We start from the raw sequence: 22,423 nt of genomic DNA, 5'->3' as shown, positions 1-22,423 counted from the left end.
AATCGGACCTGGGCGTGCGGGGACCGGCCGGCGCGGGCGGGTGACCGTCAGCGGCGGCGCCGATGCGGCTGGCCGGACCGTGCGGGCTGCCCGGACCGGGCGGGCTGACTCGACCGCGCGGGCTGCCCGGACCGGGCGGACTGGTTGGACCGCGCGGTTCGGGCGGTCAGCAGCGCCGACCGGAACACGCCGTCCGGGTCGTACCGCTTCCACAGCCGCCGCACCCGGACGCCGGTCTCACCGGGGTAGATCCGGGCGAACGCGGCCGGGTCCGGCCGGCTCTCGAAGTTGACGTACGCGCCGTCGGCCCGGCCCGCGACGCCCCGCCACGCGGAGTCCAACGCCGCGCCGCCCTGCGGAGGAAACACCGAGGCGACGACGAGGGTGCTCTGGTGGCGGTGCGCGTAGGCGGTCGCGTCGGGGGCGACGTCGTTGACCGCCCCGCCCACCGAGCGGAGCTGGACCACCGCCCGACCCGGCCCGGTCACCGCACGCGTCACGGCCCGTGCGCCGGCGTCGTCCAGCCCGCTGAACAGGCCGTTGGTGGTCGTGCCCCGCTGCTGCCCGACGTTCGGGTGCAGGTGCGCGGTCGGCACCAGGGCCGGGTAGGGCAGCAGGTCGGTCCGGTGTTCGAGCAGCTTCCCGATGGCCAGCAGCGGCTCCACCACGGGCCGGGCCCGGCGCAGGCTCTCGGCGGCGACCACGGCGGTGATGGACAGGAGAGCCGACCGGCCCTCCGCGTACAGCACGGCACCGGCGGACAGCTCTCGGGGCGCCTGCGCCAGGTAGGCCACCCAGTCCCGGACGGTGCGGCCGTCCGGGTGCGCCTCGACGACCAGCTGTGCCACCCCGACGTTGCGCTGCTCGGTGGCTTCGATCTCGAACGCCACCACGATCCCCGCCCCGGCCCCGGCGCCCCGGACCAGCCAGAACAGCTCCGGCTCGTGCTCGGCGTCCGCGCGCACCACCGTGCCGTCGGCGAGCACCACCTCCACCGCCCGTACGCGGTCGATGGTCAGGCCGGACGAGCGGACGAGCCAGCCGACACCGCCTCCGGTGGTCAGACCGCCGACGCCGACGTTGCCGTAGTCGCCGGAGCTGATGACCAGGCCGTACGGCGCCAGCGCGGCGGCGACGTTCGCCCAGCGGGCCCCGGCCTCGACCCGGACCAGCCCGGACCGTTCGTCGAGGACCTGCACCCGGTTGAGCATGGACAGGTCGATGACCAGGCCACCGTTGTTGGAGGAGACGCCGGAGAGCCCGTGCCCGCCGCTGCGGACCGCGATCGGCAGCCGCTGCTCGCGCGCGTAGCGGATCGCGGCGACGACCTGCGCGGTGTTCTTCGGCAGCAGGATGCCGGCCGGTGACGCGGTCGTGGTGTACGTCGAGCGCAGGTGCGCGTACCGGCGGTCGCCGGGTGTGACGAGCTGCCCGGTGAGCGACCCGGGGACCCGGGCCAGCGCGGCGCTCATCGCCGCCCCCGCGGCGCGCGGGCCGGCGGACGGTTGGCGTGCGTCGGCACCGCGCCCGCTGTGGGGCGGGCCTGGTGTGGCGCGGCGTCCCGTTCGTCCACGGACGGATCGAGGCTCCGGCCGACGGCGGTCGGGTGTCCGTGGACGGTCATGATCCAAGAGTGGGCGGACCCCGCCCGTCTTTGCCAAACCGGGGTGACCAGGATCTCCGAGCGTCGCGTACCTGGTCCGGCTGACCTGGCCGGCCACCGCAGCGCCTGCCGGTCGGCCGGGCGGGGGAGCGCCCGGGCCGACCGACCTTGATCACTTCTGCGGGCTGGGCACCACGACCGGCTCGGACGGGCTCGGCTTGACCGTCGGTGTGGGCCGGCCCGGCACGCCCGGCGCCCCGGGCGCGCCGCCCGGCATCCCGGGCGCTCCCGGTACGCCGGGCACAGCGGCCGGCCCGGGTGGGCTCGGCTCGACCGCCGGCCCGGGCTGGCCCGGCACACCGGGCGGACCCGGCTTGGCGGACGGGCTCGGCGCGACCGGCCCCGGCTCGGTCGCCGGGCCGGACGGGGTGGGCACGGGCGGGCTGGGCTCGACCGTCGGGTTGGGCGCGGCCGGTCGGGGCTGGTCCGAGCCGGTCGCCGCGAGGGCGAGCGGGGTGGCGATGAGGACGGCCGCGAGGGTGCCCACCGCCCCCATGGTCACCGTGGCCCGGTGCCGGTTGCGCACCCGCCGTTCCGCTCGGCTCAACTGGTCATGCACGATCGGTGCCTCCTCGGCCAGGTCGGTGAGGGTGGCGCGGATGAGGTGCTCGAAGGGATCGGTCATCGCCGTACCTCCAGCATGTCGACCTCCGGCAGCAACTCGCGCAGCCGACTGACGGCCCGGTGGGTACGGCTGCGTACCGTGCCCACCGAACAGCCGAGCAGCTCGGCGACCCGTGCTTCGGGCAGGTCCTCGTAGTAGCGGAGGACCACCACCGTCCGCTGCGCCGGTGGCAGGTGGCGCAGTGCGGCGCGCATCGCCAACCGCACGTCCGAACCGCCGCTCGGATCCGCGCCCACCGGCTCGTCCGCCGGGTTGAGCGGCGTCTCCCGCCACCGCCGCAGTCGCCGCCACCAGCTGATCTGCTCGCGGTACATCACCACGCGCAGATACCCCTCGGGGTCGGCGTGCCGGATGGTCCCCCATCGCGGGATGGTTCGCGCCAACGCCGACTGGAACAGATCCTCGGCGGCGTTGCGATCCCCGGTCAGCAGGTACGCGACCCGCAGCAACGCCGGAGTCCGGCTGGCGACGAACTCGGCCAACCGGGCACGCTCGTCCTCGTCCACCCACCACCCCCGTTTCGTTGTCACCCGTACAGACGCACCAGGTCATCCTCGCTATCCACGATCCGAGCGGCTTTTCCGCCCGAAAGTGTCGGTCGTGGCGGGTAACGTCCCGGCCACCAACTCAAGAAGGGGTGCGGTGATGGCGAGCGTGGCGGGTCGGGCGGCGACATCGACACGGGACGCGTTCCCGCCGCTGCCCCGCGCGGTGGTGCAGTCCTTCTACCGACGGATGCGGGCCGTGGCGCCGGCCGCCGTCGGGGCGATCGAACGGGACCGGGCGGCCGACGTCGAGCGGGCCTTCGCCGACACCGCCTGCGGTCGGCTGGCCCGCTCGCTCGACGACGCCGGCCTGCGTGCCCTCGGCATGTGGACGCACCACTGGTGCATGCGGTTCTACGACGACGACACCCGGGTCGGCCGGCGGCTGGTCCGGGAGATCGCCGTCCGGCCGGGGCTGGGCTGGACGGCCGACGAGGTGCGCTGGATGCTGCGCGAGTCGGTCTCGGCCGGCCCGGCCGCCGCCGAACGGTTCACCCTGCCCCGCGCCGCCGCCGCGCAACTGCCCCCGGAGGAACGGCCGTTCGCTGAGCTGCCCCCGGGTCACCGGCCGGAGGACGCGCCGTCCATCAGCGACCGGCCGGCCGGCGCGACACCCCCCGTTGGTCCGGCCGAGGGCCAGCCTGGCGAGCCGGCGGAGGGCCCACCCACCGAGCCGACCGCGGCGATCGCCGACGTCCTGGCCCTGGTGCCCCGCCAGAGACGCGCCGGCTGAGCGGGCGCCGGCCTCGGTCTCCGGGCGGGGTGATCGACCGGCGGCCCGCTGCGGCAGGATGAAAGCCGTCCCGCACCGACGGAAGGACCCACATGCCCGCCAGCGAACCGACCATCCTCGCCACCAGCATGGGTTTCTTCCGGGGCGACCGCGGCCCCACCGACCTGCGCCCCGGCCCGGTGTTCGAGCTGGCGGCCGAGCTCGCCGAGGCCGGCCCGCAGCCGCGCATCTGCTACCTCGGGCAGGCCGTAGGGGACCAGCCCACCTCGCAGACGGCCATCTACGGCGCGTTCGCCGGCACCCGATTCCGGCTGTCGCACCTCGCCCTGTTCCCGATGCCGAACGTCGAGGACGTCCGCGCCCACCTGCTCGCCCAGGACGTGATCTGGGTCGGCGGCGGCAGCGTGGCCAACCTCGTCGCGCTGTGGCGGGTGCACGGGCTCGACGAGATCCTGCACGAGTGCTGGCAGGCCGGCGTGGTGCTGGGCGGCGTCTCCGCCGGCTCGATCTGCTGGCACGTCGGTGGCGCCACCGACAGCTTCGGCCCCCGGCTGCGCGGCTTCACCGACGGCCTGGGCTGGCTGCCGTACGGCAACGGGGTGCACTACGACAGCGAGGGCCAGCGGCGTCCGCTGATGCACGAGCTGGTCGGTGACGAGACGTTGCCGACCAGCCACTGCACCGACGACGGGGTTGGGCTCGTCTACCAGGGCACCCGGCTGGTCGAGGCGGTCGCCGACCGCGAGGGCGTTTCGGCGTACGAGGTCAGCCGCGGCGCGGACGGCAGCGTCCGGGAGGCGGTCATCGCCCCGCGCCTGCTCGGCTGACAGCCGTCCGGCGTCCCGCTGGCGCGGGTCCGCCGGAGTCGAAAACCGAGCCGCCTGGACCGGCCCGTCCAGCACCGGCGTAAGCTGGCCCGTCGTGAGTCTCACCATCGGCATCGTCGGCCTGCCCAACGTCGGCAAGAGCACGCTTTTCAACGCGTTGACCAAGAACGACGTGCTGGCGGCGAACTACCCGTTCGCCACCATCGAGCCCAACGTCGGCGTGGTCGGGCTGCCCGACGAGCGGCTGGGCAAGCTGGCCGAGATCTTCTCCTCGCAGAAGGTGCTGCCGGCGCCGGTGTCGTTCGTCGACATCGCCGGCCTGGTCCGCGGCGCGTCGAAGGGGCAGGGTCGGGGCAACGCCTTCCTGGCCAACATCCGGGACGCCTCGGCGATCTGCCAGGTGGTGCGGGCCTTCTCCGACCCGAACGTGGTGCACGTCGACGGCAAGGTCTCCCCGGCCGACGACATCGAGACGATCAACACCGAGCTGATCCTCGCCGACCTGCAGACCCTGGACAAGGCGCTGCCCCGGTTGGAGAAGGAGGCCAAGCTCCGCAAGGACCGCCTGGCCGCGGTCGCCGCCGCGAAGGCGGCCATCGAGGTGCTCGACGGCGGCACGACCCTGTACTCCGGGGCCGCCGCCGCCAAGATCGAGCTGGAGCACCTGCGCGAGCTGCACCTGCTCACCACCAAGCCCTTCCTGTACGTCTTCAACGTCGACGAGGCCGAACTGGCCAACGCCGCGTTCCTCGACGAACTGCGTGCCCTCGTCGCCCCCGCCGAGGCCGTCTTCATGGACGCCAAGATCGAATCCGAGCTGGTGGACCTGCCCGAGGAGGAGGCCCGCGAGCTGCTGGAGTCGATCGGGCAGAACGAGCCCGGCCTCAACCAGCTCGTCCGGGTCGGCTTCCGCACCCTCGGGCTCCAGACGTACCTGACCGCCGGTCCCAAGGAGGCGCGGGCCTGGACCGTCCCGGTCGGCGCCACCGCGCCGGAGGCCGCGGGCGTCATCCACTCCGACTTCCAGCGTGGCTTCATCAAGGCCGAGGTGGTCTCCTACGACGATCTGGTTGCGGCCGGATCGATGGCGGCGGCCAAGGCTGCGGGCAAGGTCCGCATCGAGGGCAAGGAGTACGTCATGCAGGACGGCGACGTGGTGGAGTTTCGCTTCAACGTCTGAATCCGGGCTGTTCCCGCAGGTCAGCGTTCTGATCGATGCTGGCCAGCCGCAATCCGCCGCCCCGGAGACGATAGAGCGTGCACTCCGAGAAGGTGATCACGTATCTGGAGATGACAGGTCCGGCCCAGCTGCGGTGGGCGAAGGCTGTGGAGGGCCTGGCGTTGGCGCCGGTCGAGGACCCTGCCGGGGACAGCCTGTCCCAGTTGCAGGAGGTACACGATCGCATCGCGGCGGCGCATCGATGGTCGAGCCTGGAGTGGTCGACACGGAACTGGGTCGACTGGCTCAGCGACCCGGCGTTGCGGCACTGGTGGATCCGCGTGCGAGACGAGGTGGCCGGTTGGGGCTGCCTGCGCCGACATCCAGGGCGAGACGTGGAGCTGGATACCTTCGGTCTCAGCCCGGAGTACATAGGCCACGGATACGGCGGCTACTCCTTGTCACTGCTGACGCATGCCGCGTGGAGCCTTCAGTGGCCGGAGAACGGTGTGGAACTGGACGTCCGGACGCGCGTCGTCTGGCTCCGTACCTCGAACTGGGACCATCCGCACGCCCTGGCGAACTATCAGGCTCGCGGCTTCGTGCAGCGCTTTCGCCCGGCAGTTGCTCCGTTTCAGGTCGCTCCTCCCGGGAACGACGCTGCCATGTCCGAGCCCATGGAGGAGCGTGCGAAGAACGCGGTGCGCGACGTCCATCGGGCCGCCACCCGGCATCAGGACGACAGTCTGCACCAGGCGGCGGTGGAGATCAGCCGCATGGCTGGTGAACTGGGGCACGATCCTGGCTCGATCGAGGATTGGCGGTCCTGCCCGGTGTGCGGGGCTGAGCCGGGCGCGCTCTGCATCAGCGTGCCGGGGCACGACATGGTCGATAACGTGCATCCGGAGCGGACCAGGGGGTAGGACGGTGACCTTCTCGATCGCCGCACGGTGCCCGCGTACCGGCCAGCTCGGGGTGGGAGCCCTGACGGCCAGGCCTGCCGTCGGCAAGCTCGTCGCACACGTCCATTCGGGCCGTGGTGCGGTGGCGACCCAGGCCACCCCCAATCCGTTCCTGGCCTACGACGGCCTGCCGCTGCTCGGCGAGGGCCGCTCGCCCCAGGACGTCCTGACCGAGCTGCTGGCCCGGGACCCGGGTCGGGAGGTGCGGCAGGTGGGCATGGTCGACCGCCAGGGCCGCTCGCACGCCTTCACCGGCACCCGTACGAAGGACTGGGCGGGGCACCGCACCGGGCCGGGTTACGCGGTGCAGGGCAACCGCCTGGTGGGTCCGGAGACCCTCGCCGAGATCGTCCGGGTGTTCGAGCACAGTGGGGAACTCGACCTGGCGGAGCGGCTCGTTCTGGCCATCGGGGCCGGCGAGGAGGCCGGCGGTGACCGGCACGGCGCGCGGTCGGCGACCGTGACGGTGATCGGTGTTCAGCCGTACCCGCTCTGGGACGTGCGGGTCGACGATTCCGGGCATCCGGCGCGGGAACTGCGCCGGCTGCACGGCGTCTTCCGGGAGGAGGTGCTGCCGACCATCCAGGGGATGCCCACCCGCGACGACCCCATGGGCGAAGCCGCCCGGCAGGCGCTCGGCGCACAGATCGGGCACGAGACACCGTCAGACGCCGGCAACCAGCAGCCATCAACGATGGCGCCCCGCGAGGCCCTGTGAGCAGGCGTCGGACGCGTTTCGGCCGGTGGCGGGAGAGCGGCTACAGGTTCCGCTCCAACGTTTGAATCCGGGCTGGACACGTCCGCTCATGTCGGTGAACGGATGACCCCGGCGAGCATGGCTTCAGCGAGGGCGACCCGACGCTGACCCCTTGGGCCGTCGGCAGGTCCCGACCGGCGGCGAGTGACCTCTCTGACGAGCGACAGTCGCGCGTGCGGCCGCTAGTGGTTGCTTCGGCGTCCGGAGCCGCCATAGAGATGGACACGGTTGTCGACATCGCGGTCCGGTTGGCCGCGCAGGAACCGGTCGTGTCCCACATCGCCGTTGCCGATGTGGATCAACCAGTTCTCGTAGTACCAGCTGGGGTTGCAGGCGCAGTCGGTGAACCGGAACCGGAAGTTGGCCCGATAGCGGCCGACCTGCCCGTGGGTGAGGGTGAACAGGCGGGTCGAAGTTCCGACCCGGGGAAAAGCCGCCCTGCCGGGCAGTCGCTCGACGGTGACCGCCGAGCCGTCGAGGGTGAGCCACAGGGCGAGGCCGCGGGCGATGCTCACGTCGCCGGTCTGTACGTCGTCGTGGCGTGCGTAGTTGACGGCCTCATCGGCCAGCACGTCGTGGACCACGACGTCGCCTGTGGGCAGCGGCCTGGGGAGCGGCACCGCACGGTCGAGTCCTCGACGGGCGTCCGCCTGTGGGGCGCCGCGCCCAGCCGCGCTCCATCGCACGCGTGTCCGCTGGATGACGATCACACCTCAGACCATGGCCCACGGGCTCCACGCCGCGCCAGCCGTTATCGGCTCACTGCCGCAATCAGGTCCGCGGGCCGGGCACCCGACCGGCGTGCTGGCATGTGCGCGCTAGGACGCTTCGCGGACGCGCAGGTCGGCCAGCCACACCTCGGCCAGGTCGCTGAGCGCGACGCCGAGGACCTCGCTGAGGCAGACCACGGTGCCGAACGCGGGTGCCGGGAGCCGGCCCACCTCGATCTTGCGCAGCGTCTCCGGCGAGATGCCGGCCGCCAGGGCCACCTCGACAAGGCTGCGGCCGCCCCGCGCGACCCGAAGCGCCGCCCCGAGACGTTGCCCCGCTGCGATCTGTTCGGGTGTGAGCGGTGGGCGAACCATGTCAGCAGGATAGATCCGCCTTCTCGGCCCGGCAAAGCCAACTCGCGGGGCGCCCCGAACAGCGTGGTATAAATATACCGCTACGGAGAGGGAAGGGCTGGTCGTGATCGAACTTAAATCCCCCGAGGAGATCGATCGGATGGCCGTGACCGGCCAGTTCGTCGGCGAGCTGCTGGCGGAGCTGCGCGAGGTCACCGCCGTCGGGGTCAACCTGATGGACCTGGAACACCACGCCCGCCGCCGGATCAAGGAACGCGGCGCCGAGTCCTGCTACTGGGACTACACGCCGTCGTTCGGCCGCGGCCCGTTCCGCAACGTCCTGTGCCTCTCGGTCAACGACGCCGTGCTGCACGGCCTGCCGCACAACTACGCCCTGCGCGACGGTGACCTGCTGAGCATCGACATGGCGGTCGGCGTCGACGGCTGGGTCGCCGACTCCGCGCTGTCCGTCATCGTCGGCACCCCCGCCCCGGAGGACCTGAAGCTGATCGAGGCCACCGAGGTCGCGCTGGAGGCCGGGATCGACGCCGCGCGGCCGGGCAATCAACTCGGCGACATCTCCGCCGCCATCGGCGAGGTCGCCCATCGCTACGGCTACCGGGTCAACGACGAATTCGGCGGGCACGGCATCGGCCGCACCATGCACGAGGCCCCACACGTGCCCAACAGCGGCCGCCCCGGCCGGGGCATGAAGCTCAAGCCTGGCCTGACGATCGCGATCGAGCCGTGGCTGTGCCGCAGCACCGACAAGATCAGATTTGACCAGGACGGGTGGACGATCCGGTCCGCGGACGGCTCGCGTTCGGCCCACTCCGAGCACACCGTCGCGATCACCCAGGCTGGCCCCCAGGTGCTGACCCGCCGCCCCGGGCACGGCACGAGGCCGGGCGACCGCAGCGGGCAGTCGGCCGCGACGTCCTGACGAGCGGGCCGGCCGGGAGTGACGCGAGGCGCTACCGCTCGGCCCAGACGCCCAGCTCGTTGCCGCTGGGGTCGGTGAAGTGGAACCGCCGGCCACCGGGGAACTCGTACGGCCCGTCCACCACCTGACCGCCGGCGGCCTTCACCGCCTCCACGGACCGGTCCAGATCGGTCGAGTAGAGCAGCACGAGCGGGCCGCCCGTCCGGACCTCCTGGTCGGCGCGCAGACCGCCCACCTCCGGTGCGGAGACACCCTCCGGGCTCCGGATGCCGGCGTACCCCGGCCCGTAGTCGTTGAACTCCCAGCCGAAAGCGTCGGCGTAGAAGCGCTTGGCCCGGTCGAGCTCGGTGACTGTGAGCTCCACGTAGTCGATGGCGTTGTGTCGGTGCGGAGTCGGCTCAGACATGTCCCGCATCGTGCCCGCCGGGTACGACACGGTCCGGACGCACGTCTGCCTTCGGTGGGATCTCGCCCCCGAGCAGCGCCGCGCGCAGTCGGGCGTTCTCGCGTGCGGCGCGGCGTTTCGGGCCGATGCCGGCGGCGACGACGCCCAACCTCGCTTCCGCTGACGGAGATCGACTCCGGGGCCGTGGAGGTCGGGTGTCATCGACAGTGACACATCGACACCACCGGCTCCAGGGTCCCGGAGTCGACCAACCGCCGCTACGGGGCGCGGTAGACGGAGATGTGGGACGTGCTGTCCGCGTCGAACGGTCGACCCTGCCAGTCGGCGTACCGCTCGGTGAGCCGGAGCCCCGCCTGCTGCGCCATCGCGTCGATCTGGTGCGGCCAGGCGTACCGCATCGCGAAGGGCTTCAGGTGCACGCCCGCACTGTCGAAGGTGATGGTCTGCCGGATGAACCGCTGCGCCGGCCGGTCGTACCGGTGCAGCCGGATCGTCGCCGAGCCCTCGGTCACGGCGCGTACCTGCACCTGCTCGTCCCGGTCGAAGCTGCGCGGGTCGGGCACGAACGCCTCGACGACGAACGCTCCGCCGGGCGACAGCACCCGGGCGACGTTGCGGAAGCAGTCCGCCTGTCGCTCGGCGTCCACCAGGTTGAACAGCGTGTTGTAGACCAGGTATGCCAGACGGAACGGGCCCGGCACGGGTACGTCCGCCATGTCGGCGACCACGACCGGGATCTGGTCGCCGCCGGGCTTGGCCCGCATCTCGGCCAGCATCTCCTCGGACGCCTCGACGCCGTGCACGGTGAGGCCGCGCTCGGCCAGCGGCAGTGCGATCCGGCCGGTGCCGATCGCCAGTTCGAGTACCGGCCCGCCGTCGGCCAGGTTGGCCAGGAAGTCGACGGCCGGAATCGGGTCGGGGTTCGGTCCGTCGTCGTAGCCGGCGGCCCACAGCCGGCCGAAGAGGCCGGGATCGTCGAAGACCGACATCAGCGGCCTCCGGGGGTGGTCAGAAGGTCAGCGGTGCTTCCCCGCGTCGCGGATGTCGGAGCGGATCTGCTCACGAAGCCTCGATTCCTCAGGTCGGATGACGTTCGGTCGGAGGGTCTTCGTCAAGTGCGGCATGGCGGCTGCTCCCTTCGCGCGGCTGTCGGGTGAGGACACCAGAGGACGCCGGGGCCCGGCAAGGCATTTACCTCGACCGGGCCCGCGATTGGTCGGGCGGTCAGGAGATGTGGTGCAGGATCACGTTGTGCACGTGGTGGCTCTTCTGCGCGCCACGGAACTCCACCTCGTAGGTGTGTGTGCCGACGTGGATGGCGATCGCCCCGGTGGAGAAGAACGTGCCACCCCAGGACTTGTTGCTGACCACGCTCACGCTGGTGATCTTCGAGTACGGAATGCTGGTGATCGCATGCCGCTTCCCGACGAAGGAGCGGTCCTGGATGATCACGCGTCGGTCGGTCAGCCCGATGAACCCGGTGCCGGTGCCGACAGCGTCGTAGACGGCGATGATCTGTTCACCGTCGAGGAGCCCGCTCTCGATCTGCTGGACCTGCTCCTTGCGGTCGTACGCGATGTTCGCCATGCGAACCAGGCTAGGCAACCGGCGCCAACCGGCTGGCGTGGGCGACGACCAGGAACTCGCCGTCGCCCTGGCCGACCGGCTCGCGGCGCCAACCGCCGTGGATGCGATCCACGGTGAAACCCGCCGTGCCCAGGGAGTCGCGCAGCTGCGCTTCGGTGCGGAACCGCAGCGTGGCCGAGCTGAGCAGTTCCTCGCCGTCGGCGAAGTGGTAGTGGTGGGTGAAGCTGACCGCGTCGTCGCGTACCCCGGTGGTCTCGGTCCACGCGCGGACCTCGTCGCCGTCCGGCAGCCTGATCCGCCGCTGCGAGTCCACCGGGTTCCACCGCTCCCAGCGGCGGTCCGCCGGGTCGCGGGCGTCGAAGACCAGCCGGCCGCCGGGTGCCAGCGCCCGGTGCAGGTCGGCGAGGGTACGCGCCCACTCCGCGTCGTCGACGAAGTACTGCGCCACGTGGCTGGTCAACACCGCCACGTCGAACGCCCCGTCCGGCAGCACGGCCGAGGTGCCCTCGATCCAGGTCACCTGCTGGCCGCCCGGTCTGACCCGGGCGGCGGCCAGGGACGCGCCGGCGGGGTCGACGCCGGTGACGGTGTGGCCGGCGGCGGCGAGGGCGACGGTCAGGCGGCCGGTGCCGCAGCCCAGGTCGAGGACCCGGGCGGCCGGGGTCTCGTCGACCACCGCCCGGAAGAAGTCGTCGTCCGGCCCCCACGCGCACTCGGCGTCGTAGACCTGGACCAGCCGCGGATGGCGGAACTCGCCGTGTCTCACCGGTCCGCGCTGTTCGCGTCGGTCGCGGCACGCACGAACTCCCGTACCCGGGTGGTGGTGTTGCTGGCCAGCCACACCGGACCCCGCTCGATGGGTGGCGCGTCGTGGATCGGCACGTACGTCACGTCGGGGCGTGGGTAGTAGCGGCGGGTGTGCCCGCCCACCGGCAGCACACCGCGGCCCATCGCCACGAGGGACAGCATCTCGGAAAAGGTGTTCCCTGCGGGCCCCTTCGGCACCGGCCGGCCGGTCGGGGTGTGCTCCGGGGTCCGGTCCCGCTTGAATTCCACCGACGTCACCGACGGGTACTGCACCACGGGGTGGTCGGCGAGCACCTCCAGCGACACGGACCGTTCCCGGGCGAGCGGGTGGCCCGCGGCCACCGCCAGCATCCGGTCCTCGGACAACAGCGCCGGGCCGTTGACCATCCCGTCGAACGGGTACGAGGCGATCAGCACGTCGGTCGAGCCGTCGAGCAGGCCGGCCCGGGTGTTGGACAGCTGCGCCTCGTGCACCTCCACCGTGCAGTCGGGGTGCCGCTCGGAGAACAGCGCCACCGCCCGGAGCAGCACCGGCGCCGTCCACTCGCCGAGGAACGCCACCCGCAGCGTCCCGGTGACGCCCCGGCCGGCGTCGACCGCGCGGCGGACCGCCGCGTCGATCCCGGCCACGTGTGGCGTCAGGTCGTCGGCGAGTTGCCGCCCGATCGGGGTGAGCCGGACGACCCGACTGGTCCGCGCGAACAGCGGTGCCCCGATCTGGCGCTCCAGCTTCTTGACCACGTGGCTGACCCGGCCGGTGCTGACCCGAAGTCGCTCGGCGGTCCGGCCGAAGTGCAGCTCCTCGGCGAGGGTCAGGAACGTCTCGACCTCGTACCGCTCCAGCACATCGCTCCCATCGTTGACCGGTGGTCAACGATCGTAGCCGCAACCGATCTTGGTCGGCGGTTCCCGTCGCCGGATAGTGAAGTCGGCAAGGAGAGCACGCTCGACCGAGAGGCTGCGAGATGAGCATCGACGATTACCTGGCCGGCCTGGCCGGCCCGCTCCGCGAGGTCGGGGAGAAGCTGACGCCCGTCATCGCGGACGCCCTGCCCGGGGCGACCGGCGCGATGTGGCACGGCCACCCGGTGTGGAGTCTGGGCGACCGGCCCGGTCGACGTCCGGTCTGCCTGGTCAAGGCGTACGGCTCCTACGTCACCTTCGGGCTGTGGCGGGGGCAGGAGATCGCCGACCCGTCCGGGCGACTGGTGCCCGCCGCGCGGGCCATGGCGGTGGTGAAGCTGCACGGCGTCGCGGACATCGACCCGGCCCTGTTCACCGACTGGCTGCGCGCGGCCGCCGCGCTGGAGGAGGCGTGAGCGAGCGAAGCAGCAGGCACAGCGCCGTACGGGTGACCGGCTTCGACCACCTGGTGCTGACCGTCACGGACGTGGAGCGGGCGCTGGACTTCTACTGCGGCCGGCTCGGGCTCGCGCCGGTACGGGTCGACGAGTGGCGAGCCGGAACCGTCCCGTTCCCGTCGGTGCGGATCAGCCCCGAGAGCATCATCGACCTCGTCCGAGGCGACCGGCGGGGCACCAACGTGGACCACTTCTGCCTGGTGGTGGCGCCGCTGGACTGGGAGCGGGTGATCGAGTCGGGCGTCTTCACGGTGCTGACCGGGCCGGTCGACCGGTTCGGCGCGCGCGGCTCGGCAACCTCGATCTACGTGCGGGACCCGGACGGCAACTCGGTGGAGCTGCGCTGGTACCCGCAGGACGCCCGCGCCGACGGATGAACCCGACCATGCGAAAGCCCCGCCCTTCCCCGTCCGAACGGGAAGTGCGGGGCTTTCCGCGGTGCGTCAGTGGTCGCTGCGCGGGTCGTGGTCGGCGCTGCGGCTGCCGGACTTGGCCAGGCCGCGGCTCACCAGGTAACCGATGGTCAGCAGGGTGATGTACCACCAGGCCTTGTCGGCGGCGAAGTAGTCGCCACCGTCGTTGGCGGCGCCGTCGCCGACGGCGTTCGAGGCGATCAGGACCCCGATGACGGCGAGCAGGTAGACCGCCAGTTCGGTGGTCTTCCAGGACGGCTTGGTCTCGTCGCCGTGCCGGTGCACGCGGCGGACGTCGTGCTGGCCGGCGTGCTCGACGTGGTCGGCGCCGCGGTTCTGGATGGGGGTGGTCATGTCAGCTCCCGAAAAGTGAAGTATCAGAGACTCAGGTTGGTTGCGGCTTGTTGTCCGCTACCGCACCGAATCGATACCCGGGTACTTTTCAGGGAAACCTCAGTATTCTCACGACTTCACACCGAGCCCTCAGGACTCGATGACCGCGCGGTAGGCGTCCTCGATGCGGGCCGCCAGCAGGACCTCGCCCTCGGTCAGCGGCTCGTCGTTACCGTGCCCGACCCGGATCTGGGTACTGTCTGACCGGCGGCTGATCTCGGGACGCAGCCGCAGTGCGTCGGCGACGACCTTCACCCGCTCGGTCAGCGCCGCGTGTTGGGTATCGTCGATCTCCAGAGTCCGTCGGATCTGCTCGCCTTCACGCGTCCAACCCGAGAGCAAGGTCAACGCGTCGGAAAGGTAGTCGTGCTTGGCCCGGCTGTTGAACAGCACGCGCATAACCGCACCCCCCAAGCGCCGTTGCCGGCTTGTGGCCAAATCGTCGCCATCCCGTGTCTTGTCGGTGCCCTCTAGTCTGTCGTCGCTCGCTAGGAGTGTCCACGCCCACACTTCCGTGTTCTGTTGGCCTAGCGGACGGCGACGGTACCCAAACCGCCGATTGATCTGGCACCCTGGACGCCCGTGCGGACCGAACGGGCTAATGGTGGCGGGCAGACCGAACGACGGGACCTGAAGGTGATCGTGGGAGCGGCGATCATCCGGGACAGGCGGGTGCTCGCCTGTGCCCGCTCCGCCCCGCCCGAGGTGGCGGGGATGTGGGAGTTTCCCGGCGGAAAGGTCGAGCCGGGGGAGGCCGAGACGGACGCGCTGGTCCGGGAGTGCGCCGAGGAGCTGGCCGTACGCGTGCAGATCGGCGACCGGGTCGGCCGCGACGTGCGGATGGCGCACGGCCGCTCGGTGCTCAAGGTGTACGCCGCCCGGCTGCTGCACGACGATCAGCCGCAGGCGTTGGAGCACTCGGCGCTGCGCTGGCTCACCGCCGACGAGTTGGACTCGGTCACCTGGCTCCCGGCCGACGCCCCCATCGTCGCCGCGCTCCGCCCCCTGCTCGCGGATCCCCGGTTGCCAACCGACTGATCATGGTGTGGCGCACTCATGATCAACTCTGGAAATGGGGGACGGGGGCCCCGGCAATGCCGGCCGGCCCCCGTCCTGGTGGTCGTGCTCAGTGCTTGTCGTCCTGCTCCGGGTGGGCGAAGTTGAGGTGCTCCGGAGGCAGCGGGAAGGTCACGTCGTCACCGAACGGCGACGGCGCGGCGGCCCGGTCGAAGGTGAGCTCGGTCAGCGGCAACCGGCCCCGGTCGTCGACGGCCGGCGCGGTCGGGTGCGGCACCTCCCGGTGCCAGTTGACGCCGCTCTGCGCCTGCGCCTCGGCGTGCGGGTCGTGCGAACCACCCGCGTGCGAGTGCGTCCCGCCCCGGCTCGTACTCGGCGGCGTCGCCGAGCCCTGACGGGCGGTGGTCACGCTGGTCTGGGGCGTCTCGCCCCGGCGGAAGATCTTGCTACCAAGCCACACAAGGGGATCGTACCTGCGGTCGACGACCCGTTCCTTCATGGGGATGATCCCGTTGTCAGTGATCTTGATGTGCTCGGGGCAGACCTCCGTGCAGCACTTGGTGATGTTGCAGAAGCCGAGGCCCTGTTCGGCCTGTGCGTACTCCTTGCGGTCGGTCCGGGCGTCCAGCGGGTGCATGTCCAGCTCGGCCGCCCGGATGAAGTAGCGCGGCCCGGAGAACGCCTGCTTGTTCTCCTCGTGATCGCGGACCACGTGGCAGACGGTCTGGCACAGGAAGCACTCGATGCACTTGCGGAACTCCTGCGAGCGCTCCACGTCGACCTGCTGCATCCGGTAGTCGCCGGGGGCCACGTCGGCCGGCGGGGCGAACGCCGGCGTCTCCCGGGCCTTCTCGTAGTTGAACGAGACGTCGGTGACCAGGTCCCGGATCACCGGGAAGGTACGCAGCGGGGTGACGGTGACCGTCTCGTCCTCCGTGAAGGTGGACATCCGGGTCATGCAGCCCAGCTTCGGCATGCCGTTGATCTCCATGGAGCAGGAGCCACACTTGCCGGCCTTGCAGTTCCACCGGCAGGCCAGGTCCGGCGCGTCGGTGGCCTGGAGGCGGTGGATGATGTCGAGGACGACCTCGCCCTCGTTCACCTCGACCGTGTAGTCCTGGAGGTCGCCGCCGTTCTCGTCGCCCCGCCAGATGCGGAACTGCCTCTTGGTTCCCATCAGTTGCCCGCCTCCTCAGCGAGGGCGTCGAACTCCGCGAGCTCCTCGTCGGTCAGGTACTTGGCCAGCTCCGCCCGGTCGAAGAGGCCGATCAGCTCGGCCCGCATCTTCGGGAGTGGTTTGCGGGTCAACCGCACGGTGTCCCCGTCCAGCGCGCAGACCAGGTTCACCTGCCGCCACTTCGGCTCCATCGCCGGATAGTCCTCCCGGGTGTGCCCGCCGCGCGACTCCTGCCGCTCCAGCGCGGCCTTGGCGGTGCACTCCGAGACGACCAGCATGTTGCGCAGGTCCAGAGCCAGGTGCCAGCCCGGGTTGTAGCGCCGGCCACCGGCCGCGCTCACCTTGGCCACCCGCTCGCGCAGCTCGGCCAGCCGGCCCAGCGCGTCGGCCAGCTCGCCCTCCCGGCGGATGATGCCGACCAGATCCCCCATCACCGCCTGGAGATCCTGCTGGAGGACGTACGGGCTCTCGCCCGTGTCGCGCTGCAGCGGAGCCAGAGCGGTCTCCACCGCCGCCTCCACCGCGTCCACGCCCACCTTCGGCCGGGCGTCCAGCCCGTCGGCGTAGCTGGCCGCGTGCCCACCCGCGCGCTTGCCGAAGACCAGCAGGTCGGACAGGGAGTTGCCGCCCAGCCGGTTGGAGCCGTGCATACCGCCGGAGACCTCGCCGGCGGCGAAGAGCCCGCGTACGTGGCCGAAGGCGGCGCCCGAATCCGGGTCCACCTCGACGCCGCCCATCACGTAGTGGCAGGTCGGCCCGACCTCCATCGGCTCGGCGGTGATGTCGACGTCGGCCAGCTCCTTGAACTGGTGGTACATCGACGGCAGCCGCCGGCGGATCTCGTCGGAGGAGCGCCGGCTCGCGATGTCCAGGAAGACACCACCGGCGGGGGAGCCACGCCCCGCCTTGACCTCACTGTTGATCGCGCGGGCCACCTCGTCACGGGGCAGCAGCTCCGGTGGACGCCGGTTGTTGTCCGGGTCGGTGTACCAGCGGTCCGCCTCCTCCTCGGTCTCCGCGTACTGCTTGCGGAAGACGTCGGGGACGTAGTCGAACATGAACCGCTTGCCGTCGGAGTTCTTCAGGACGCCACCGTCACCACGCACCGACTCGGTGACCAGGATGCCCTTCACCGAGGGCGGCCAGACCATGCCGGTCGGGTGGAACTGGAGGAACTCCATGTTGATCAGCGTCGCCCCGGCGCGCAGCGCCAGCGCGTGCCCGTCCCCGGTGTACTCCCAGGAGTTCGACGTGACCTTGTAGGAGCGTCCGACGCCGCCGGTCGCCAGCACCACGGCCGGCGCCTCGAAGAGGATGAACTCCCCGGACTCCCGGTAGTAGCCGAACGCGCCGGCGATCCGGTCACCGTCGAGCAGCAGCTCGGTGATGGTGGTCTCGGAGAACACCTTGATCCGGGCGTCGTACGAGCCGAACTCCCGGTGGTCCTCCTGCTGGAGCGAGACGATCTTCTGCTGGAGGGTGCGGATCAGCTCCAGGCCGGTCCGGTCGCCCACGTGCGCCAGGCGGGGGTACTCGTGGCCGCCGAAGTTGCGCTGGGAGATCTTGCCGTCCTTGGTGCGGTCGAAGAGCGCACCGTACGTCTCCAGCTCCCAGATCCGCTGCGGCGACTCCTTCGCGTGCAGCTCGGCCATCCGGAAGTTGTTGAGGAACTTCCCGCCGCGCATGGTGTCGCGGAAGTGCACCTGCCAGCTGTCCCGGCTGTTCACGTTGCCCATCGCGGCGGCGGCGCCGCCCTCGGCCATCACCGTGTGCGCCTTGCCGAAGAGCGACTTGGAGATGATCGCGGTCTTCTTGCCGGCGAGCCGGGCCTCGATCGCCGCGCGCAGACCGGCGCCGCCGGCCCCGATGACGACGACGTCGTAGTGGTGTCGTTCGATACGAGTGGTAGTGGTCATGTCAGGGGCCCTTTAGTTGATGAACCGCAGGTCGGAGAACCAACCGGCCGCGAGCGCCATGATGTAGAAGTCGGCCAGCGCCAGGGTGCCGAGGGTGATCCAGGCGAGCTGCATGTGCCGGACGTTCAGGGCCGAGACGAACGTCCAGGCCTTGTACCGCACCGGGTGCTTGGAGAAGTGCTTGAGCCGGCCGCCGATGATGTGCCGGCAGGAGTGGCAGGAGATTGTGTACGCCCAGAGCATCACCACGTTGAGCACCAGAATGATGTTGCCCAGCCCGAAGCCGAAGCCCTTCGGCGAGTGGAAGGCGAGGATCGCGTCCCAGGTGTTGATCAGCGAGATGATCACCGCGGCGTAGAAGAAGTAGCGGTGCAGGTTCTGACCGAGCAGCGGGAACCGGGTCTCACCGCCGTACTCCTTGTGCCCGTCCGGCACGGCGCAGGCCGGCGGCGACAGCCAGAACGACCGGTAGTACGCCTTGCGGTAGTAGTAGCAGGTGAGCCGGAACAGCAGCAGGAACGGCAGCGTCAGCGCGGCGTCCGGGATGATCCACCAGCCGGGCAGGAACCGGCCGAAGTGCGACGCCCCCTCCACGCACCGCTCTGTCACGCACGGCGAGTAGAACGGGGTCAGGTAGTGGAAGTCGTCCACCCAGTACCACTTGTGCATGAAGACCCGGACCGTCGCGTACGCGACCCAGGCGCTCAGCCCGATCACGGTGATCAGCGGGGCGAACCACCAGCGGTCGGTACGCAACGTCTTCGCCGCGATGGCGGCGCGCGCCCGCGCTCCCCGCGGCCTCGTTGCCGTTGATGTCATTCGAGTCGTCTCCTCGACGGGCCCGTACGGGCGGGCTGATCTTCTCCGGTCGGCACGCGGACCGGCGAACCCGCACCCGCTGCCACGTCATGCGCACACCAACAACCACGCCGGATCGACCGGCGCAGCTAAGTGACACACGTTACGCCGATCTCTGCGAGCCGTCCGCGCAAGGGACCGTCCCGTGTGTCCGACCTGCGCAAAAGCCCTGGTACGCCGGTCAATGGCACGGTGTTGAAAAGATCACTGTCGGCCCGCCCGCTCAGCCGGAGGCACCCCCGGTGAAGTGCCAGGACGCCAGCCGCACCGGCGGCGCCGCCCACCACACACCGTCCACCCGGTCCGGTTGACGGACCGGCCGCCCGCCCAGCCCGAGCACCGCGCCCGGCCCCAGCGCCCGCGGGTACGACTCGGTGAACCGCAGATCGCGGACCGCCCGCACGACCGTGCCGTCCTCGACCAGCCAGACGCCGTTGCGGGTCAACCCGGTGACGACGAGGCTCTTCGGGTCGAGCACGCGGGTGTACCAGAGGTCGGTGACCAGCAGCCCCCGGCGTACGCCGGCGACCAGCGCGGCGGTGTCCGCGTCGACCACAGCGCCGGCCGCCGCGCCCGTGGTGCTCCGGCCCGTCGCGCTGGCCGGGCCGGCCGCCGCACCGGACATGCGCAGGTTGCGGGCCATCGGCCCCCAGGTGGCGCCACCGGCGACCGCGTGCCCGGTGGACTCCGCGCCCACCTCGGCGGCGGTGCGCCGGTCGTGCGCCACCGCGCGAGTGGTGCCCGCCTCGACCAGGGTCAGCGCCCGCCGGCCGGTGCCCTCGGCGTCGAAGGGCAGCCCCGACGCGCCCAGCGGGTCGTCCACCAGGGTCACCGCCCGGTCGAACTGCGCCGCCCCCGGCTCGGCGAAGGACTGCCGCTCGGCGTACCGCTTGCCGTTGAAGCCGTACCAGGAGAGGTTCTGCAACAGGTCCGCCACGGCGGCCGGCTCGAACACCACCTCGTAGCGCCCCGGCGGCAGCTCGACCGGGTCGGCCGCGGCCCGGGCCTTCGCCGCGGCCTGCCCGCCCAGTTCGGCGCCGTCGATGTCGGACAAGCGGTCGGCGCAGCGCCGGGCCACCCCGTCCGCGCCGGCCTGGCGCGCGATGCCGTCCATCGCCGCCTCCACCGAGCGGCCGTGCGCGGTGTGCCCGGCCGAGTTGGCGTACGCCGACGAGCGGTGCGCCGTGCGGCAGTAACCGGCGGTGCTGAGACCGCCGGCGGCGGCCACGAACGCGCGGACCCGGTCGGCCCGCTGATCCGGCTCGGCGTGCGCCGTGGCCTCGTCGACGGGCGGGGCGAGCGGCGCGGACGTGGGTGGGACCAGCCCCGGCCAACCCGGGTCAGGCGGGCAGAGCCGTGCCGCGGCCAGGGTGCGCTCGGCCAGCGCGCGCAACCCGTCGGCGGTGACGACGCTGCCGCTGCCGGCGGCGGTCCGCCCGTCGACGTGCACCCGCAGCCGGATGCCGACGGTCGACTCGGCGACGTTCTGGTGGATGGCCGAGTTGGCGAACCGGGTCAGCGCCAGGTCGGCGCGGGTCACCACCGCCTCGGCCTGCGCGGCCGGGCCGCCGAGACGCCGGACCAACTCGACGACCTGCCCGGCCAACTCCAGCTCGGTAGGCGCGCTCACGCCGGCACCCCTTTCGTTCGCGACTGCGGGGCTCGCAAACCCGGCTCACTCCTCGCGCTCACGCTGGCACCTCTTTCGTTCGCGACTGCGGGGCTCGCAAACCCGGCTCACTCCTCGCGCTCACGCTGACACCCCCACCCGGACGTTACGAAAGCGCGCCGGCGCCGCCGGATGGCCGGTGTGCCCGGTCTGGCCGGGCTGGCCCTTGCCGCAGTTGGGCGTACCCCAGGGCACCGTCTCGCCGGAGAGCATGTCCATCGACCGCCAGAAGAGCGGGCCGATCCCGGTGTAGGTGGGATTGCGCAGCATCCGCCCCCGCCGCCCCTTCTTGATCTCCCAGCCGACCTCGCAGCCGAACTGGAAGTTGAGCCGCTTGTCGTCGATCGACCACGACCGGTTGAGGTCCATCAGCACCCCGTCGTCGGTGGCCGCGATGATCTCGTCCAGCGTGTGCGGGCCGGGTTCCAGGCCCACGTTGGTCATCCGCACCATCGGCAACCGGGCCCACCCGTCGGCGCGCACGCTGCCGCCGTAGTCGAGGCTGGCCATGGCGGCCGAGTCCCGGCCGGCGAGCACGCCCACCCAGCGCCCGTCGCGGACCGCGTCCCGCTTGACCGCCGGGGAACCCTCGTCGTCGAAGCCGAAGCTGCCCAGCGCGCCCGGGATGGTCGGGTCGATGGTGATGTTCATCAGCTCGGAGCCGTAGCGCAGCGAGCCGAGCTGAGCCAGGTCCAGCCAGGACGTGCCGGCGAACGCGGCCTCCCAGCCGAGGATCCGGTCCAACTCGATGGCGTGCCCGACCGACTCGTGGATCTGCAGGGCCAACTGCTCGCCGCCGAGGATCAGATCCGTCTCGCCGGCGGGGCAGGGCGGCGCGGTGAGCAGCGCCCGGGACTCCTCGGCGATCTGCGCGGCGTGGGCGGCCAGGTCGAGCGACTCGACCAGCTCCCAGCCGGTGGTGCCGTACTGCCCGCGGTAGCTGGGCCAGGAGCGCCGCTGCGTCTCGCCGTCGCCGATGGAGGTGGCCGAGATGCCGCCGCCGCACTCGCGGATCCGCTGGTCGATCCGGTGGCCCTCGCTGGAGACGAACCACTTGGCGGTGTCCCAGATCTGGTACAGCCCCTCGGCCAGGTCGGCGCCGTGCTCGGCCATCGTGCGTGTCGCGCCGACCAGCAGGTCGCCCTTGTCCGACAGGGGCACCCCGAGCGGATCGATCTGACAGCCCGAGGACCAGCTCGCGGTGACCGCCTCGACCGGCACCAGATCGACCGGCGGACCGGGCACCCGCGCGCTCGCCGTGGCGATCCGGGCCGCGCGTCGGCCGGCGTCGCGGGCGGCCGCGTCAGAGAGATCGGGTACGGCGTGGAAGCCCCAGCTCGCCCCGACCAGCGCCCGGACGCCGAGCCCGATGCTCTCGTCCTGGGTCAGCTCCTCCACGTCGCCGTTGCGCGCGGTCATCGACTCGTAGCGGCGGTGCATCACCCGCGCGTCGGCGTACCGGGCGCCCGCGTCGAGGGCGGCCTGTACAGCGGCGGTGGCCGCGTCGAACTCGGTCATGCGACCGACCCTAGGCCAGCCGA

The 22,423-nt window shown here is 71.7% G+C and carries 26 protein-coding genes and 1 pseudogene; 9 read left to right on the top strand and 18 right to left on the bottom strand.

Going from position 1 to position 22,423, the window contains the following annotated elements; translation table 11 throughout:
* Positions 1 to 47 precede the first annotated feature (47 nt).
* The 4 genes from EAD89_RS18200 to EAD89_RS18190 form a co-directional block, all read right to left on the bottom strand.
* A complete protein-coding gene (locus EAD89_RS18200; protein WP_121676576.1) occupies positions 48 to 1,472 on the bottom strand; it encodes an FAD-binding oxidoreductase in 1,425 nt (474 codons plus the stop codon).
* Positions 1,469 to 1,624 carry a hypothetical protein gene (locus EAD89_RS30505; protein ID WP_158610753.1) on the bottom strand — a complete coding sequence of 52 codons (156 nt, stop codon included), beginning with the start codon at positions 1,622 to 1,624 and terminating at the stop codon, positions 1,469 to 1,471. The genes EAD89_RS18200 and EAD89_RS30505 overlap by 4 nt, the downstream gene beginning before the upstream one ends.
* Before the next feature lie 151 nt (positions 1,625 to 1,775).
* Complete coding sequence (locus EAD89_RS18195) at positions 1,776 to 2,288, bottom strand: hypothetical protein (protein ID WP_121676575.1); 513 nt, start codon at positions 2,286 to 2,288, stop codon at positions 1,776 to 1,778.
* Complete coding sequence (locus EAD89_RS18190) at positions 2,285 to 2,794, bottom strand: SigE family RNA polymerase sigma factor (protein ID WP_121652650.1); 510 nt, start codon at positions 2,792 to 2,794, stop codon at positions 2,285 to 2,287. The genes EAD89_RS18195 and EAD89_RS18190 overlap by 4 nt, the downstream gene beginning before the upstream one ends.
* Positions 2,795 to 2,933: 139 nt before the next feature.
* On the opposite strand from EAD89_RS18190, the pseudogene EAD89_RS18185 reads away from it, so the two are divergent.
* The 5 genes and pseudogenes from EAD89_RS18185 to EAD89_RS18165 form a co-directional block, all read left to right on the top strand.
* Positions 2,934 to 3,362, top strand: a pseudogene (locus EAD89_RS18185) (hypothetical protein); the annotation flags it as partial.
* A gap of 296 nt (positions 3,363 to 3,658) precedes the next feature.
* Positions 3,659 to 4,393 (top strand): peptidase E, encoded by a 735-nt coding sequence (locus tag EAD89_RS18180; protein WP_121652649.1) that lies wholly within the window; start codon positions 3,659 to 3,661, stop codon positions 4,391 to 4,393.
* Positions 4,394 to 4,487: 94 nt separating this feature from the next.
* Positions 4,488 to 5,573, top strand: a complete 1,086-nt coding sequence (gene ychF / locus EAD89_RS18175) for a redox-regulated ATPase YchF (RefSeq protein WP_089019066.1) — start codon at positions 4,488 to 4,490, stop codon at positions 5,571 to 5,573.
* 92 nt (positions 5,574 to 5,665) lie between these two features.
* Positions 5,666 to 6,475 carry a GNAT family N-acetyltransferase gene (locus tag EAD89_RS18170; RefSeq protein WP_158610752.1) on the top strand — a complete coding sequence of 270 codons (810 nt, stop codon included), beginning with the start codon at positions 5,666 to 5,668 and terminating at the stop codon, positions 6,473 to 6,475.
* 4 nt (positions 6,476 to 6,479) lie between these two features.
* On the top strand, positions 6,480 to 7,232 hold the full coding sequence (locus EAD89_RS18165) for a DUF1028 domain-containing protein (protein WP_121676573.1): 753 nt from the start codon (positions 6,480 to 6,482) through the stop codon (positions 7,230 to 7,232).
* Positions 7,233 to 7,453: 221 nt separating this feature from the next.
* Here the strand turns inward: EAD89_RS18165 and EAD89_RS18160 are convergent, their stop codons facing one another.
* On the bottom strand, positions 7,454 to 7,981 hold the full coding sequence (locus EAD89_RS18160; RefSeq protein WP_233578789.1) for a hypothetical protein: 528 nt from the start codon (positions 7,979 to 7,981) through the stop codon (positions 7,454 to 7,456).
* Positions 7,982 to 8,089: 108 nt separating this feature from the next.
* A complete protein-coding gene (locus EAD89_RS18155; protein ID WP_089016955.1) occupies positions 8,090 to 8,356 on the bottom strand; it encodes a helix-turn-helix domain-containing protein in 267 nt (88 codons plus the stop codon).
* A 103-nt stretch (positions 8,357 to 8,459) separates the two neighbouring features.
* Here EAD89_RS18155 and map point away from each other — a divergent pair, with 103 nt between their 5' ends.
* Positions 8,460 to 9,278, top strand: coding sequence for a type I methionyl aminopeptidase (map, locus tag EAD89_RS18150; RefSeq protein WP_121676571.1), 819 nt, complete (start codon positions 8,460 to 8,462; stop codon positions 9,276 to 9,278).
* A gap of 31 nt (positions 9,279 to 9,309) precedes the next feature.
* On the opposite strand, the gene EAD89_RS18145 is transcribed toward map, so the two are convergent.
* The 5 genes from EAD89_RS18145 to EAD89_RS18125 form a co-directional block, all read right to left on the bottom strand.
* On the bottom strand, positions 9,310 to 9,684 hold the full coding sequence (locus tag EAD89_RS18145) for a VOC family protein (RefSeq protein WP_121676570.1): 375 nt from the start codon (positions 9,682 to 9,684) through the stop codon (positions 9,310 to 9,312).
* Between the two features lie 257 nt (positions 9,685 to 9,941).
* Entirely contained in the window at positions 9,942 to 10,673 is a 732-nt protein-coding gene (locus tag EAD89_RS18140) for a class I SAM-dependent methyltransferase (protein WP_121676569.1), read from the bottom strand.
* Between the two features lie 235 nt (positions 10,674 to 10,908).
* Positions 10,909 to 11,271: a PH domain-containing protein gene (locus EAD89_RS18135; protein ID WP_007464929.1), complete on the bottom strand. Its 363-nt coding sequence runs from the start codon at positions 11,269 to 11,271 to the stop codon at positions 10,909 to 10,911.
* 10 nt (positions 11,272 to 11,281) lie between these two features.
* Positions 11,282 to 12,037 (bottom strand): class I SAM-dependent methyltransferase, encoded by a 756-nt coding sequence (locus EAD89_RS18130; RefSeq protein ID WP_121676568.1) that lies wholly within the window; start codon positions 12,035 to 12,037, stop codon positions 11,282 to 11,284.
* Positions 12,034 to 12,924, bottom strand: coding sequence for a LysR family transcriptional regulator (locus tag EAD89_RS18125; protein WP_121676567.1), 891 nt, complete (start codon positions 12,922 to 12,924; stop codon positions 12,034 to 12,036). The genes EAD89_RS18130 and EAD89_RS18125 overlap by 4 nt, the downstream gene beginning before the upstream one ends.
* 119 nt (positions 12,925 to 13,043) lie before the next feature.
* On the opposite strand from EAD89_RS18125, the gene EAD89_RS18120 reads away from it, so the two are divergent.
* Positions 13,044 to 13,397, top strand: coding sequence for a DUF1801 domain-containing protein (locus tag EAD89_RS18120; RefSeq protein ID WP_121676566.1), 354 nt, complete (start codon positions 13,044 to 13,046; stop codon positions 13,395 to 13,397).
* Complete coding sequence (locus EAD89_RS18115) at positions 13,394 to 13,816, top strand: VOC family protein (RefSeq protein WP_121676565.1); 423 nt, start codon at positions 13,394 to 13,396, stop codon at positions 13,814 to 13,816. The genes EAD89_RS18120 and EAD89_RS18115 overlap by 4 nt, the downstream gene beginning before the upstream one ends.
* Before the next feature lie 66 nt (positions 13,817 to 13,882).
* Here EAD89_RS18115 and EAD89_RS18110 read toward each other — a convergent pair whose 3' ends face one another.
* Complete coding sequence (locus EAD89_RS18110; protein ID WP_121652632.1) at positions 13,883 to 14,206, bottom strand: hypothetical protein; 324 nt, start codon at positions 14,204 to 14,206, stop codon at positions 13,883 to 13,885.
* Between the two features lie 129 nt (positions 14,207 to 14,335).
* On the bottom strand, positions 14,336 to 14,644 hold the full coding sequence (locus tag EAD89_RS18105; RefSeq protein WP_121652631.1) for a 4a-hydroxytetrahydrobiopterin dehydratase: 309 nt from the start codon (positions 14,642 to 14,644) through the stop codon (positions 14,336 to 14,338).
* A 183-nt stretch (positions 14,645 to 14,827) separates the two neighbouring features.
* Here EAD89_RS18105 and EAD89_RS18100 point away from each other — a divergent pair, with 183 nt between their 5' ends.
* Entirely contained in the window at positions 14,828 to 15,283 is a 456-nt protein-coding gene (locus tag EAD89_RS18100; protein WP_121676564.1) for a (deoxy)nucleoside triphosphate pyrophosphohydrolase, read from the top strand.
* Positions 15,284 to 15,371: 88 nt separating this feature from the next.
* Here EAD89_RS18100 and EAD89_RS18095 read toward each other — a convergent pair whose 3' ends face one another.
* The 5 genes from EAD89_RS18095 to EAD89_RS18075 form a co-directional block, all read right to left on the bottom strand.
* Positions 15,372 to 16,439 carry a succinate dehydrogenase/fumarate reductase iron-sulfur subunit gene (locus tag EAD89_RS18095; protein ID WP_121652629.1) on the bottom strand — a complete coding sequence of 356 codons (1,068 nt, stop codon included), beginning with the start codon at positions 16,437 to 16,439 and terminating at the stop codon, positions 15,372 to 15,374.
* Positions 16,439 to 18,355, bottom strand: coding sequence for a fumarate reductase/succinate dehydrogenase flavoprotein subunit (locus EAD89_RS18090; protein ID WP_121652628.1), 1,917 nt, complete (start codon positions 18,353 to 18,355; stop codon positions 16,439 to 16,441). The genes EAD89_RS18095 and EAD89_RS18090 overlap by 1 nt, the downstream gene beginning before the upstream one ends.
* 12 nt (positions 18,356 to 18,367) lie before the next feature.
* Positions 18,368 to 19,174: a hypothetical protein gene (locus EAD89_RS18085; RefSeq protein ID WP_121652627.1), complete on the bottom strand. Its 807-nt coding sequence runs from the start codon at positions 19,172 to 19,174 to the stop codon at positions 18,368 to 18,370.
* Between the two features lie 262 nt (positions 19,175 to 19,436).
* Complete coding sequence (locus EAD89_RS18080; RefSeq protein WP_121676563.1) at positions 19,437 to 20,843, bottom strand: TldD/PmbA family protein; 1,407 nt, start codon at positions 20,841 to 20,843, stop codon at positions 19,437 to 19,439.
* A 120-nt stretch (positions 20,844 to 20,963) separates the two neighbouring features.
* Complete coding sequence (locus tag EAD89_RS18075) at positions 20,964 to 22,400, bottom strand: TldD/PmbA family protein (protein WP_121676562.1); 1,437 nt, start codon at positions 22,398 to 22,400, stop codon at positions 20,964 to 20,966.
* Positions 22,401 to 22,423: the final 23 nt, after the last annotated feature.

This window comes from Micromonospora sp. BL4 (assembly GCF_003667505.1).
Taxonomy (GTDB): domain Bacteria; phylum Actinomycetota; class Actinomycetes; order Mycobacteriales; family Micromonosporaceae; genus Micromonospora.
The sequence above is the reverse complement of the archived record's forward strand: the minus strand, read 5'-3'. Positions and strand labels throughout refer to the sequence as shown.

Bases quoted from the DNA above. Each gene is read 5' to 3' on its own strand.
- EAD89_RS18200 (WP_121676576.1), bottom strand. From the start codon at position 1,472: ATGAGCGCCGCGCTGGCCCGGGTCCCCGGGTCGCTCACCGGGCAGCTC.
- EAD89_RS30505 (WP_158610753.1), bottom strand. From the start codon at position 1,624: ATGACCGTCCACGGACACCCGACCGCCGTCGGCCGGAGCCTCGATCCG.
- EAD89_RS18195 (WP_121676575.1), bottom strand. From the start codon at position 2,288: ATGACCGATCCCTTCGAGCACCTCATCCGCGCCACCCTCACCGACCTG.
- EAD89_RS18180 (WP_121652649.1), top strand. From the start codon at position 3,659: ATGCCCGCCAGCGAACCGACCATCCTCGCCACCAGCATGGGTTTCTTC.
- EAD89_RS18155 (WP_089016955.1), bottom strand. From the start codon at position 8,356: ATGGTTCGCCCACCGCTCACACCCGAACAGATCGCAGCGGGGCAACGT.
- EAD89_RS18145 (WP_121676570.1), bottom strand. From the start codon at position 9,684: ATGTCTGAGCCGACTCCGCACCGACACAACGCCATCGACTACGTGGAG.
- EAD89_RS18140 (WP_121676569.1), bottom strand. From the start codon at position 10,673: ATGTCGGTCTTCGACGATCCCGGCCTCTTCGGCCGGCTGTGGGCCGCC.
- EAD89_RS18135 (WP_007464929.1), bottom strand. From the start codon at position 11,271: ATGGCGAACATCGCGTACGACCGCAAGGAGCAGGTCCAGCAGATCGAG.
- EAD89_RS18120 (WP_121676566.1), top strand. From the start codon at position 13,044: ATGAGCATCGACGATTACCTGGCCGGCCTGGCCGGCCCGCTCCGCGAG.
- EAD89_RS18110 (WP_121652632.1), bottom strand. From the start codon at position 14,206: ATGACCACCCCCATCCAGAACCGCGGCGCCGACCACGTCGAGCACGCC.
- EAD89_RS18105 (WP_121652631.1), bottom strand. From the start codon at position 14,644: ATGCGCGTGCTGTTCAACAGCCGGGCCAAGCACGACTACCTTTCCGAC.
- EAD89_RS18095 (WP_121652629.1), bottom strand. From the start codon at position 16,439: ATGGGAACCAAGAGGCAGTTCCGCATCTGGCGGGGCGACGAGAACGGC.
- EAD89_RS18090 (WP_121652628.1), bottom strand. From the start codon at position 18,355: ATGACCACTACCACTCGTATCGAACGACACCACTACGACGTCGTCGTC.
- EAD89_RS18085 (WP_121652627.1), bottom strand. From the start codon at position 19,174: ATGACATCAACGGCAACGAGGCCGCGGGGAGCGCGGGCGCGCGCCGCC.
- EAD89_RS18075 (WP_121676562.1), bottom strand. From the start codon at position 22,400: ATGACCGAGTTCGACGCGGCCACCGCCGCTGTACAGGCCGCCCTCGAC.